This window comes from Candidatus Delongbacteria bacterium, from assembly GCA_020634015.1.
In the GTDB taxonomy this organism is placed as follows: Bacteria; CAIWAD01; CAIWAD01; order CAIWAD01; family CAIWAD01; genus JACKCN01.
In genome coordinates, this window is record JACKCN010000001.1 from 962,892 (window position 1) to 975,534 (window position 12,643).

Sequence of the window (12,643 nt, forward strand, 5' to 3'; positions counted from 1 at the left end):
ACTATTGGGCCGCGCAAAAGATTCCGCGGAATTCGATTCCGAACCAAGGGGGAACTCTTCAGCGTGCTGAAGAACCTTCCGCCAGCGCCTGGCGCAGGTTGAAGGATTGTTGGGGCAGGCCCCTGGGGGGGGAGCCTGCCCCTTTTCTCTCGCCCTTGTTTTCTGAGCAAGATCAAGCGCCCGCAACCGGCGGAGCAGTAGATAGTCGGCGCTGGATTGGTCTTGCCCGATCGGGCAGAGCCGTCCAGCCTCCCGACCCTCCACTCTTCGACTTGAAAGGCTCACAATGACCCCGAAACTGCTTCTCGGGTTGATCCTGCTGACGGGCTTCAGCATTCCCCTCTTCGCTCGTTCCAGCTATACCGGCTACTCACATGCTCCCGGACGCCAGACCTGTGCGGTGTCCTGCCATGGCAACAGCAGTGGAACCGTCACTCTGGATGGTTTCCCGCTGACCTATACTCCCGGGCAATCCTACACCATCACGCTGGGACACAGTGCCGGCAACAGCATCCGCAATTTCAACGGCTCCTGCCGGGTCGGTACGGGAACCACGAATGCCGGGCAGATCACGGCAGGCACCGCGACCGCCACGTACAGTGTCAGCGGTGAGACGAACGGCGTGCATCTCTCGTCCAACAGCCAGAATACGGCCAGTTTCTCATGGACGGCTCCCGCAGCGGGCACCGGCACGGTGCGCCTGTATGTTGCCGCCTATCAGGGCAGCAACACCAACGGTCAGACAACCGCATTGACCCTGATCGCCGACGAAGAAGTGGCCGCGCTGCCCGAACTGGTTCTGCTGGACTGGCAGTTCTCCGGCGATGACGACGGAGACGGCATCGCGGAGCCCGGTGAAACACTTGTTCTGACCGCCAGCCTCGAAAACGTGGGTGCCGGGTCGGCCAGCTCCGTGGAACTGGCCGTGTCCACCGACTTCGAATGGATCACGGTGCTCAATGGGATCAGCACCTTCCCCGATCTGCTGCCCGGGCAATCCGCCAGTGCGGACTTCCCTTTCCAGCTCCAGATTTCTCCCGATTGTCCGGCCATCAGCACGGCGGACCTGGCCCTGCAGATCACCAGCGCGGAGTTCCAGGGCAGCGACCAAATCCTACTGGACATCGGGCAGCGCCTGCCCTTCTGGGCTGCGGATGGTGAAGGGGATGTGGTCGATTGGCAGATGCCCACCGTGGGCGACTGGCTCAACGACTGGCACCTGAGCACCGAAGACAGCATGTCACCCACGCACGCATGGAAATGCGGTGACAGCGACATCGGGGAGTACGCGGCTCACGCGGATGCTCGCCTGATCACTCCGCCCATCCTGCTCCAGAACTGGACCCGCTTGAGCTTCATGCATCGGATGGATGCGGAAATCTCCGGCGCATCACCGGATTCGGCCTACGATGGGGGTGTCGTGGAAATCAGCCTGGATGACGGAGCAAGCTGGATCCAGCTGGAACCCATCGAAGGATACAACAAGGTGTTCCGTTGGCTCACGGGGGGCGGAAATCCCGCGACCCACCCCTTCACGGGTGGCACTCCGTGTTACAGTGGGCTCTTTGACTGGCAACCCGCCAGTTTTGATCTGGGCGACTACACCGATCAGGTCGTCCGCTTCGCCTTTCATTTCGGCTCGGACGACGGCACCCAGCTTGAAGGCTGGTACGTGGACGACCTGCAGCTCAGCGGATTCGATGACGGCGTGGCTGTGAGTCACAGAATCGAAGACCCCGCGGAGTTCACCCTTCTGGAGGCCTGGCCCAATCCTTTCAACCCGACGACCTCCATCGGCTTCCACACTCTGGAAGCTGGGCCCGTTCGCCTGTCTGTGTACAACATGGCTGGCCAGCTGGTGCGCAGCTTGCTCGATGGCCCCTGCGAAGCCGGATTCCAGCAATCTCAGTTCGACGGGACCGGCCTGGCGTCGGGTGTTTATCTGCTGAGGCTGGAAACCCGCAGCAGCCTGCAGACCCGTCGGATTCTCTTGATGAAATGATGCCTTTCCACCCATGGACTTCAATCGAATGCCGGGCTCTGCTGGTTCCTGCCGGGTATTCCAGCAAGGGGCGCCTGTGTCTGGGCTCACACCTTGCCAGTGCCTCGGGGCAATTCATGGGGGATGCGAATACCTCTTATTGTGGCCGCATCGGGAAGGGGTAGCGGCCCCGGACCCGGTGTCTGCCTGATTCAGCTGTCCTGTCAAGATCGCCCGGTGGTCCCAGTGGATCACCGGGCGTTCAGTCTCCGGCAAGGTTCGTCTTGAGTCTTCGGGTGGCTCCGGGCCGGGCAGGATGCCTGGCTCGCTGGGTGGCTCTGGGCCGGGCAGGATGCCTGGCTCCGTGGGTGGCTCCCTGGGTGGCTCCTTGGGTGGCTCCGTGGGTAACTTCGTGGGTAGCTCCGTGGGTAGCTCCGTGGGTGGATCCGTGGGTAGCTCCGCAGGTAGCTCCGCGGGTGGCTCCGTGGGTAGCTACGCGGGTGGCTCCGGGCCGGGCAGGATGCCTGGCGCCTTGGGTGGCTCCGGGCCGGGCAGGATGCCTGGCTCCGTGGGTGGCTCCGGGCCGGGCAGGATGCCTGGCTCCGTGGGTGGGCCACTTGGCGCTCACGCCAAGTGGCCGCGAATCAATGTGCCTCGCGCCAGGAATCGCCCCAGTTGGCTTCGGCCACCAAGGGCACGTTCAGGGCAATGGCGGATTCCATTTCCTGCTTGACGATGGCGGTGTACTCCACCGCCTTTTCCCGCGGGGCCTCGAAGAGCAGTTCGTCATGCACCTGGGAAATCATCCGCAGGTCGGGCAGTTCGGTACGGATCCGCTGGTCCAGTCGGATCATGGCCAGTTTGATCAGGTCGGCGGCACTGCCCTGAATGGGTGTGTTCATCGCGATCCGCTCGGTATTCTCGCGCAGCACCCGATTGTCGGAGGTGATCTCGGGCAAGTAGCGGCGGCGGCCGAACAGGTTGCTCACGTATCCCAGTCTGCGGGTTTCCTCGAGTGTGCGATCAACCCAGGACCGGACGCCGTGGTAGAGCTCGAAGTACTGTTCGATGAAGCCCGCGGCCTCCTTCATGGGAATCTCCAGGTTGCCCGCGAGGGCGTAGGCTCCCATTCCGTAGATCACACCGAAGTTGACCACCTTCGCCATCCGGCGCTGTTCTTCATCCACCGCATCCGGTGACACCGAGAAGATCGCCGCGGCCGTGCGACAGTGAATGTCCTCGCCGTTGCGATAGGAGCGTGTCAATTCCTCGTCGCCGGAAATGTGAGCCAGCACGCGCAGTTCGATCTGAGAATAATCCGCATCGATCAGCACACGGTCGGCATGCCCCGAGACGAAGGCTCCGCGCAGGCGCTTGCCCAGCTCGGTGCGGATGGGAATGTTCTGAAGATTTGGATCCGTGCTGCTCAGTCGCCCCGTGGCCGCGATGGTCTGGTTGAAACTGGTGTGGATTCTGCCTGTCCGGCGATTGACCAACCTGGGCAGCGAGTCCACATAGGTACTCTTGAGCTTGGCCAATTGGCGGTAGTTGAGGATTTCGCGCGGCAGCGGATCCTCCTTGGCCAGGCGCTCCAGTTCACGCACATCGGTGCTGAATCCGGATTGAGTCTTCTTGCCCGGTTTCAGTCTGAACTTCTCGAACAGAATGTGTGCCAACTGACTGGGTGAGTTCAAGTTGAAACTCTCTCCAGCCATTTCGTGTATCCGATGTTCAAGTTCCGTGATGCTCTCCGCCAGCTCGCCGGACATCACGGCCAGAGCGGAAGAATCAATGCAGACTCCCGCTTGTTCCACACGGCAGAGCAGGTCCATGGTGGGCATGTCGATGGTGCGGAAGAGTTCCTCGAGTCCCGCCTCACGCAGTTCCTTCTCGAGCAATGCCACCAGTTGCAGCGTGGTGTCGGCATCTTCACAGGCGTACTCGCTGATCTTCTCCAGCGGGACTTCGCGCATGCTGATCTGCTTGCGGCCACTCCCGATCAGTTCGCTGGTGGGAATCTTGCGCACATTCAAGTAGTGCAGGGCCAGAGCGTCCAGATTGTGCTGGCGCCCCGAGGGCTTGAGCACGAAACTGGCCAGCATGGTGTCAAAGACGACTCCGCGTACCACGATGCCCAGCTGCGAGAGCACATTGATGTCATACTTGCAGTTCTGCCCGCACTTGGGGCGGGCGGCATCCTCGAACCAGGGGCGCAGACGCTCGACGATCCAGTCCAGATCGGGATTCGCGTCCGGTTCGAAAAGGCCGGTCTGAATGGACTCGGCGGCGGAAAAACGCGCGGGCACATACCAGGCTTCGCCCGGTTGCCACGAAAAGGAGAAGCCGACCAGTTCGCAATCCAGCGAGTCCAGACCCGTGGTTTCGGTATCGAAGGAGCACAGCTTCTGCGCGGGACCCGGCGCCGTGGCTTCAATCAGCCGGTCCAGGAAAGCCGCGAAGGCGGCCCGATCCGGAACCAGATGATAGTCGCGAGTGGCGGCCGGTGCCGCGTCACCGTCCGGTGCCGTCGGCGCCTTCTTGAGGCGGGACAGGTCCTCCATCATGCCGCGAAAGCTGAGACGCATCAAAATGTCCGAGAGGCCGGGCGCGTCCCAGCGTGGCAGGCCAGCCGACTCGAGGGAGAAGTCCACTGGAACCCGGGCATCGATGGTGACCAGCTGGCGCGAGAGATAGGCCGCCTCGCGATTCTCTTCCAGATAACGCCGGATGGCCTTCTTGCCCAGGTCCTCCAGGTTCTCGTAGACCGCATCCAGGTTTCCATAGGTGCTGATCAGACTCGAGGCGGTCTTCTCGCCAATTCCGGGCACACCGGGCACGTTGTCCGAGGCATCTCCCATCAGCGCCAGCACATCGATCACCTGCGCGGGCTCCACCTTGAACTTCTCGCGTACCCCTTCGGGACCCACCAGGTTCACCTCGCCCCGATTGCCCGTTCTGTACAGGTAGAGGTTCTCGCCAACCATCTGCATCAGGTCCTTGTCCGATGACACGATGAAGACCTCCCACCCGGCATCGCGAGCCCGCAGCGCCAATGTGGCCAGCAGATCGTCGGCCTCGTAGCCCGGCAGAGCCAGCGGCTTCATGCCTGCCAGTTCAAGCATTTCGTAGAGAATGGGGATCTGGGCCGACATCGCTTCGGGCATGGGTGGCCGATGTCCCTTGTATTCAGGAAACAGCTCATGCCTGAACGTGGGTTGTGCCGTATCCGTGCAGATCACGATCGCGTCCGGCTCCTCGATCTGCTGAATGCGCAACAGAGCTCGCAGTACCCCGTGGATGCCACTGACCACCAGGCCGTCTCCTGTCGTCATCGGATTGCGGTCCAATGCCATGTGGGAACGGAAGAACTGGGACATCAGGTCAATCAGAAAAAGCCGCTTCATGGATATTCCAAAGCTGGGGGTGAATCAGAACATGGTGTGGCACGGATCTCGATCGCGTGGCATGCCACGCAGGAGCGGCCGTGGATCCAGGACGGAATCGAGTAACATGTGCTATGGACTTCGGCATTCCGGACTGGCTTGACCGCGGCTGCGGTCCACGGAAAGTGTCGAACTTGCGCCAGCTGAAAGCACCTCGAACTCTGCCAAAGAAAAGAGGCCCTTGTGGGGGCCCCTTTTCTACACATGCAATCCCCGGGATCCACTCCGGAGATTCCAATCGCTGTCGGCGACTGCGCCGGGTGGTCAGAAGTTGTAACCGACACCCAGCTTGAAGAAGCCACCGGAAAAGTCGTATTCGATCGCCTTGGGAGGAGCGATCGGCTGGTTTTCCCACAGATCCGCATAGTCCGCGAAGTCCAGACTGTTCTCGAACATCAGCGGAGAAATGCGGGTCGAATTGCCCACCATGCGAATCAGGGGCAGCAAGTCGTAGCGCACATCGGAGGGCGCGCCGAGGATGGCGACCTCGCGCAGGGTTTCGTAGTTGGCACCGGTGGGATTCAGCTGCGCCATGCTGAGGGTGGTCTTCCCGTCCAACTCCTTGAAGTTCATCAGGTTGTAACCGAAGTCAGCCATCAGGGACATGGGGCCCATGCTGCGCTCGAGCCCGACGAAGAGACGACCGGAGAACGTGGTTCCGTCGTGATCGGCCTTGATTCGGTGAAACTCGATGAAATTGCCGGTGGCAAGATTGTTCTGGAAGAATCCTTCGTAGCCGTGTGAATTCAGGCTGGCCATGCCAAGCCCGACACCCACATAACCGGACAGCGGCATGGCAAGGTCACGCAGGCTGTAGCGCAGGGTGCCCATGAAGCCGGAGAGCTCGATGCGCTCGGATGCCACGATGGAGCCACTGATGTTGCCCTGGACTTCGAAGTCGAAGTTGTTGCCGGTGTCCGCGTTGCCACTGAAGTACTCGAGCCCCGCATGCAGTTTGGTGTACTCGGTCTGGCGGACGACCTTTTCAAGGGTGAAGCCGAAGGTCGTGTCATTGCGGAAATCGTCCATCACGAACTGGGGACGCCAGCCGCCGAAGGGATCGTTGCCCACACCATTTCCGAAGCTGCCGCCAGCGGCAACGTCGAAGGGAAAGAACCCGTTGGGGCCGTAGTAGGTGTTGAGGGATTTGATGTAGCTGTTCATCCCGTCAAACCCGGACAGGTGGTTCAGACCGGTATTGAAGCGCAGGGTGACGCCATCCATGAAACCGGCGGATTGCGCGGCACCTGCCAGACCAGCCAAGAGGATGGCGGAAGCGCACAACGGCACGAAGCGGGCCATCTGGTACTCCTTGATTCGGGACGAAGCGAAGGGTCTCAAAGTAGAAACACCCTGTTCAGCAATCAAGGAAAAGTCCTTGGCCGAGATTGCCGGGAAGGGTCCAAGTGGCTGCCGGGTCCGGTTGGTGCAGGATCTCCGCGAACAGGGCGCGGAACCGGGGCCCCGGCCTCAAAGCTGAAGGCGTGCCCGCAGCTGGCTGACGATCTGATCGAATATCTCACCATAGCCGGGTTCTTCAAGGACCACGGGCGTGCCTGCGTCGCAGCACTGACGGATCCGTTGGTCCAGGGGGATCTCGGCCAGGAGGTCCACGCCCTGGCGTTCGGCTTCGCGCCGTCCGCCGCCATTGCCGAAGATGTACTGCTTCTGGGCACTGCCTTCAGGAATGAACCAGCTCATGTTCTCGATGATGCCCAGGATGGGCACGTTGACCTTGCCGAACATGTTGATGGCCTTGCGGGCATCGATGAGGGCCACTTCCTGGGGCGTGGTCACGACGACCGCACCGGAGAGGGCCACGCGCTGGCTCATGGTCAGCTGAACGTCACCGGTTCCGGGCGGCATGTCCACCACCAGCACATCCAGCTCGGGCCAGGCCACATCGCTCATCAGCTGGACCAGAGCATTCATCACCATGGGACCGCGCCAGATCATCGCGTTGTCTTCGTCAACCAGAAAGCCGATCGACATCATCGAGACCCCATGGCGCACAATGGGAATGATCTTGTCATCCCGGACGACCGGCTGCTGGTGATCACCCAGGATCAACTGGATGGAAGGACCATAGATGTCCGCGTCGAGAATGCCCGTGCGCAGCCCCTGGCGTGCGAAGGCCACGGCAAGGTTCGAGGACACGGCGGACTTGCCCACCCCGCCCTTGCCCGATGCCACGGCGATGACGTGACGAGCGTTTCCCATCAACATGGCCTGGGCCGTGCCATGCCCGCCCGCGGCTGGGCCACTGGCTGCGCGCAGCTCGACGTTCACGTCGATCCGTCCCGGGGAAAGCTGCTGAAGTCCTTCTCGGACTCCATGCTCCAGTTTTTGCCCGATGGTGGGGTCAGACGAGCTGACCACCAGCGAGACCACGATGGCCTCGGGCAGCAGCTCCACGCCCTTGACCATTCCAAAGGAGACGATGTCCCGACTCAGGCCCGGGTAGGACACCTTGCCCAATGCCTGCATTACCTGATCTTTGCTGAGCGCCATGGGATTCGTATCCTTCTGCCGTGTGACGTTTTCAATTTGCTGCCCGCCGCGGGAAACGCCCGGGGCGCTCTTCCGGAAGATGCCCGCGCACTGGCGGGCGTCGCATCTTAGCAAGCCGGTGAGACACAGACAAGCCACCCCGACTCGGCAGGAGCCCATGCCCCGGACGCCTTCCCATGACTCACACCAACTCAGCCTGCTTCCGGAACTGGACTCGCTGGCCGCTTCTCCGGAAACCCGTGAGCGATTGCAGGCCTCGCTGGCGATTCGCCTGAGCGAGGAAGACCGACTCTATGCGGCAGCGGGGCGCCAGCGTCTGCCCGCTCTGCCGGTGAAACTGGTCAGCCGGGCCAACCGCAGCACCATGGGCAGTCTGCGCCATCGACAGGAGCCCGAGCCTCACTGGTCTCTCTGCCTGGCACGCAGCCTGCTGGATTCTGACCCGGATACCGCCCTGCTGCTGGGGCGAATCCTGCTGCGCCGCATCCGCAAGCTTCCGGTTTCTCTGGAAATGCGTCGACTGCTCAAGGAAGGCCAACTGCGCTGGGTGCACAACGGACAACACCCGGGACCGCGCCCCGCGGAACCTGTCACGTCCGATCCCTGGCTGAGTCTGCGTCTGGAGGATGTGGCCGCGCGCTCGGGGCGGGGGATGCCTCACACGGGCATGCCCAGCATCATCTGGAAAACCTTCTCCACTGGACGGATACTTGGGCGCTATCAGGATACCAGCCACTGCATCCAGTTGCATCAGGCACTCAATGATGCGCGAACGCCGGACTGGGCCCTGGACAGCCTGATCCATCACGAGTACCTGCACGCGGTTCTGGGTTCCGAACGTCAGGGCTCACGACTCGTGCATCACCACCGCCGATTTCGCGAAGCCGAAGCCGAATGGCCTGAATACGAACGTTGGTGCGCCTGGATTCGTGAGTGTTGGCCAGGACTGTACCGGCGCTGGAAGCGCGGACAACATGGAACGCGCTGAGAGGACGTCGGCTCCTGTACACGAGCGCCCGATGTTCAACAGCCCTGCCATCAGAAGCAGAACAGCACTCGAAACTCTCCAGAATCCAATTCATTGATTTTGTAGTACTTGAACCCATGGACACCCAATCCTGGCAAACTGGTACGCGTCTTGCCTTGGTGTGCGTCGCAGTATCAGGGGTGCCCTCTGATGCTTTCCCGAAATCTCCACAAACTGAACTCACTTACCTGCATTGCAGCGTGGGAAGAAGGGATCGTGCCATGTTGAAAATCAACTGGAAGAACTCCGGTCAGCGCAACCGTCTTCTGTCACTTCCGGCGGAAGTACTGATGTCCAGCCCGTTGTTTCTGTTGCTTCTGCTGCTTCTCATCCGGGTCGTCTGATCCGGATTCGTCCTGCCGGCAGCTCGCCGGCAGGTGGTTGAAATGCCCAAACCCATCCTTCAGGCTCCATCCTGGAGCATTTGAACCACATCCTCAGATCGCAAGTCCTTGATAATCAATTCATTTCGACTGGCATCCGTTTTGCGACACAGTTGTCAAAATCCGGAGGAGCCATGTTCCGACGAAAACGTCCTGCAGGCACCCGGCGCCGTCACTACAGGCAACACCTTGACCTGATGGTCGGATCGCCGGTCTTCATCCTGCTTCTGATCACGGTCCTGGTGATTGGTTGAGAATCCCGGGCGTGCTGAGCCCATGTGAGAAAGGCGGCGCCATTCTGTCCGGCGCCGCCTCTTCTGAGTTTCTGCTGGGCTGGTTCAGTTGCCGGTCTGCCCCATCAGCAGGGCGATGCAGGCCACATTGACGATGTCCTCGGCCGTGCACCCGCGCGACAGATCCATGAAGGGCCTGGCCAGACCCTGGACCAGAGGGCCGAAGGCTTCGGCACCGCCCAGACGCTGGGTCAGCTTGTAGGCGATGTTGCCCGAATCGAGATCCGGAAAGATCAGCACGTTGGCGTTTCCCGCCAGGGGACTGCCGGGTGCCTTGCGATTGGCCACGGCGGGCACGATGGCGGCATCCACCTGCAACTCACCATCAATGCACAGGTCAGGCGCCGCCTTGCGCGCCAGCGCCAGCGCCTCGCGCACCTTGTCCACCCGGGGATGGGCGGCGCTGCCGTGTGTCGAGAAGCTGAGCATGGCCACCCGGGGCTGTGCGCCGGTGAGGGCTTCGTGGGTGGCCGCCGAACTGATCGCGATGGATGCCAGCTGGCGGGCGTCCGGATCGGGCACGATGCCACAGTCGGCATAGGTGAAGACCCTGCCATCGGGCAGCACCATCAGAAAGGTGGACGAGACCACCGAAGTCCCCGGCGCCATTCCCAGGACCTGGATGCCCGCACGGATCACATCCCCGGTGGTGTTCACCGCACCGCCCACACTGGCATCGCAGCGCCCTTCCTTGAGCATGAATGCGGCGAAGTACAGTTCCTGGCGAACCTGAATGGCTGCCTGGGCCAGGCTCAGTCCCTTGGCCTTGCGCAACTGGAACAGTTCGTGGGCATAGCGATCGCTCCACTCCGACTCCGCCGGGTCCAGCAGATCACGGGACTGAAGCGCCAATCCCGCCTCGCGGGCCAGAGCCTCCACACGTGGCCGTGAGCCAATCAGGCTGACCCGGCAGATCCCCTTTTCCTTGAGCAGGCGTGCGGCTTCGACCGTACGCGGGTCTTCGCCCTCCGGCAGCACCACGTGTCCCTTGAGCAGTGCGGCGCGCTCCTGCAAGCTTCGCACGATGTTCATTTCCGCTTCTCCCCCAGCTCGCGACGGGCTTCCAGGACCTGGATCACAGGCCTGGGCACGAAGCGCTGGTATTCGGTTCCGTAGAGATAGAGTTCCCGCACGATGGATGAGTTCACGAAGACATGCTGTTCGCTGGCCAGCAGGAACACCGTGTCGATTTCCGGCGCCATGCGGCGGTTCAGCAGCGCCAGCTGGGCTTCGTAATCATAGTCACTCACCGCACGCAGGCCACGGATCATGACACTGGCGCCGTGCGCCTGGGCGTAGTCCACCAGCAGACCCTCGAAACGGTCCACGACCACTTCGGGCAGATGACTCACGCATTCCCGGATCACGTTCTCGCGTTCCTCCAGCGAGAGCAGCGGAGTCTTGCGCGAATTCACGGCCAGCAGGATGGTGACCCGGTCGAAGAGGCGGCAGCTGCGCTGGATGATGTCCAGGTGCCCCAGAGTGATTGGGTCGAAGGTGCCCGGGTAGATGGCATGACGCATGAGCTTGCTCCCGTCTGCGATGTCAGCTCGGCTGCGGTGGAACACGCAGCACCATGATGGTGAGGTCGTCGCCGGTGGCAGGCCCCACTTCACCTGCGCCCACGAAGTGCTGCAGGTCGTTGAGCAGCCCCATCAGCGTGCGCGGTGGTTCCACCCCGCCGTGTGTGACGAAACTCTGCCGGACATTCTCAAGTCCGTATTCCTGGCCCTGGTCATTCTGGGCCTCACTGAGCCCATCGGTGTAGAACAGGACCGAATCGCCGGCACGGAGCGCGAAGGACCCCTGCTCGTAGCCGATGTCCTCGAATGCGCCCAGCACGATGCCGCCGCTGATCAGATGGTCCACGCCACCGTCCGGGTGACGCACCACCGGTGGGTTGTGCCCGGCATTGACATAGCGGAATCGCTGGGTGTCGCGTTCGTAGACTCCGAAGAACATGGTGACGAACACATCCGGCTCGGTGACACTGCAGATGTAGTTGTTCAGCTGGGCGGCAATCATCGGCAGGCTCTTGCCCTCGGCGATCAGGATCCGGAAACCGGCATGCACGCTGGTCATGATCAGCGACGCGGGAATGCCCTTGCCCGTGACATCGGCGATGACCACGGCCTGGCGTCGCTCATCGAGGGCGAAATGGTCGTAATAGTCGCCACCCACGGCTTCGCAGGAAAGACTGGTGCCGGCGATCTCCAGATCGGTCGCGACGAAATCGTGGTGGGGAAAGTGATCCTGCTGGATGCTGCGCGCCAGTTCCAGCTCGCGCTCGACGCGGCGATTTTCCAGGCGATCACCGTGCAGGCGCGCGCGCTCCACCGCAAGGGCGACCTGACTGGCGAATACTTCCAGCAGGTGGCGCGCTTCCTCGTCGTAACTGGCCAGTCGATCGGATTCGAGGTTGAAGAAGCCCAGCAGCTCGTTTTCGAGCAGAATGGGAACCACCAGTTCACTGCGGGTCGAGGCGCGCGCGTTGAAGTACCGCGGATCCTTGCGCACGTCCTCCACCACCACGGACTTCCGGTTGTGGCCCACCCAGCCCATGATGCCCTTGTCCAGCTTGGAACGTACCAGCTGCAGATTCTGCATCTCGTACCCGCGCAGGGTTTCCCAGTTGATGCGCTCGTTCTGCACCAGGTACAGGCCGGCCGCATCATAGGGAATCAGTTCCCCGAGGGTATCCATGATCAGGTGGGAGAGGCGTTCTGTATCCAGGTCCAGACCCAGACGCTGGCCGATTTCACGCAGCAGTGCATTTTCCCGCTGGCTGCGATCCAGCTCGGAAGCGGGAACCAGCTCGTCCAGCAATGCGGCGAACTCATGCCAGGAATCGGAGGAAGGCTGGTCAGCGGGAGAGGAAAAATCGCCCGGGCCAGCCGAGCCCAGGCGATGCAGAGTTTCCTGCAAACGCGCGATCCGATCACGAATCTCGCGCGAATTGAACGAAGTCGGGATCTTGTGCTCCGGAATGCCCGTCCCGCTGTGCG

At 61.8% G+C, this 12,643-nt stretch carries 8 protein-coding genes; 2 read left to right on the forward strand and 6 right to left on the reverse strand.

Features of this window, described 5'->3' with window-relative positions:
- Positions 1–286: 286 nt before the first annotated feature.
- Complete coding sequence (locus H6678_03845; GenBank protein MCB9472927.1) at positions 287–2,002, forward strand: T9SS type A sorting domain-containing protein; 1,716 nt, start codon at positions 287–289, stop codon at positions 2,000–2,002.
- A 623-nt stretch (positions 2,003–2,625) separates the two neighbouring features.
- Here the strand turns inward: H6678_03845 and polA are convergent.
- From polA to H6678_03860, 3 genes are all read right to left on the reverse strand, one after another.
- Positions 2,626–5,385, reverse strand: a complete 2,760-nt coding sequence (polA, locus tag H6678_03850; protein MCB9472928.1) for a DNA polymerase I — start codon at positions 5,383–5,385, stop codon at positions 2,626–2,628.
- A gap of 303 nt (positions 5,386–5,688) precedes the next feature.
- On the reverse strand, positions 5,689–6,726 hold the full coding sequence (locus H6678_03855) for a hypothetical protein (protein ID MCB9472929.1): 1,038 nt from the start codon (positions 6,724–6,726) through the stop codon (positions 5,689–5,691).
- Positions 6,727–6,894: 168 nt separating this feature from the next.
- Positions 6,895–8,094, reverse strand: coding sequence for an Mrp/NBP35 family ATP-binding protein (locus H6678_03860; protein ID MCB9472930.1), 1,200 nt, complete (start codon positions 8,092–8,094; stop codon positions 6,895–6,897).
- Here H6678_03860 and H6678_03865 point away from each other — a divergent pair.
- Entirely contained in the window at positions 8,093–8,923 is an 831-nt protein-coding gene (locus tag H6678_03865) for a hypothetical protein (GenBank protein ID MCB9472931.1), read from the forward strand. The genes H6678_03860 and H6678_03865 overlap by 2 nt on opposite strands.
- A gap of 760 nt (positions 8,924–9,683) precedes the next feature.
- On the opposite strand, the gene pta is transcribed toward H6678_03865, so the two are convergent.
- From pta to H6678_03880, 3 genes are read right to left on the reverse strand one after another with little or no spacing between them, the layout of a single operon-like run.
- Positions 9,684–10,670 (reverse strand): phosphate acetyltransferase, encoded by a 987-nt coding sequence (gene pta / locus H6678_03870; protein MCB9472932.1) that lies wholly within the window; start codon positions 10,668–10,670, stop codon positions 9,684–9,686.
- Positions 10,667–11,161 carry a pantetheine-phosphate adenylyltransferase gene (gene coaD / locus H6678_03875; protein ID MCB9472933.1) on the reverse strand — a complete coding sequence of 165 codons (495 nt, stop codon included), beginning with the start codon at positions 11,159–11,161 and terminating at the stop codon, positions 10,667–10,669. The genes pta and coaD overlap by 4 nt, the downstream gene beginning before the upstream one ends.
- 22 nt (positions 11,162–11,183) lie before the next feature.
- Positions 11,184–12,563 carry a SpoIIE family protein phosphatase gene (locus H6678_03880; GenBank protein ID MCB9472934.1) on the reverse strand — a complete coding sequence of 460 codons (1,380 nt, stop codon included), beginning with the start codon at positions 12,561–12,563 and terminating at the stop codon, positions 11,184–11,186.
- Positions 12,564–12,643 lie beyond the last annotated feature (80 nt).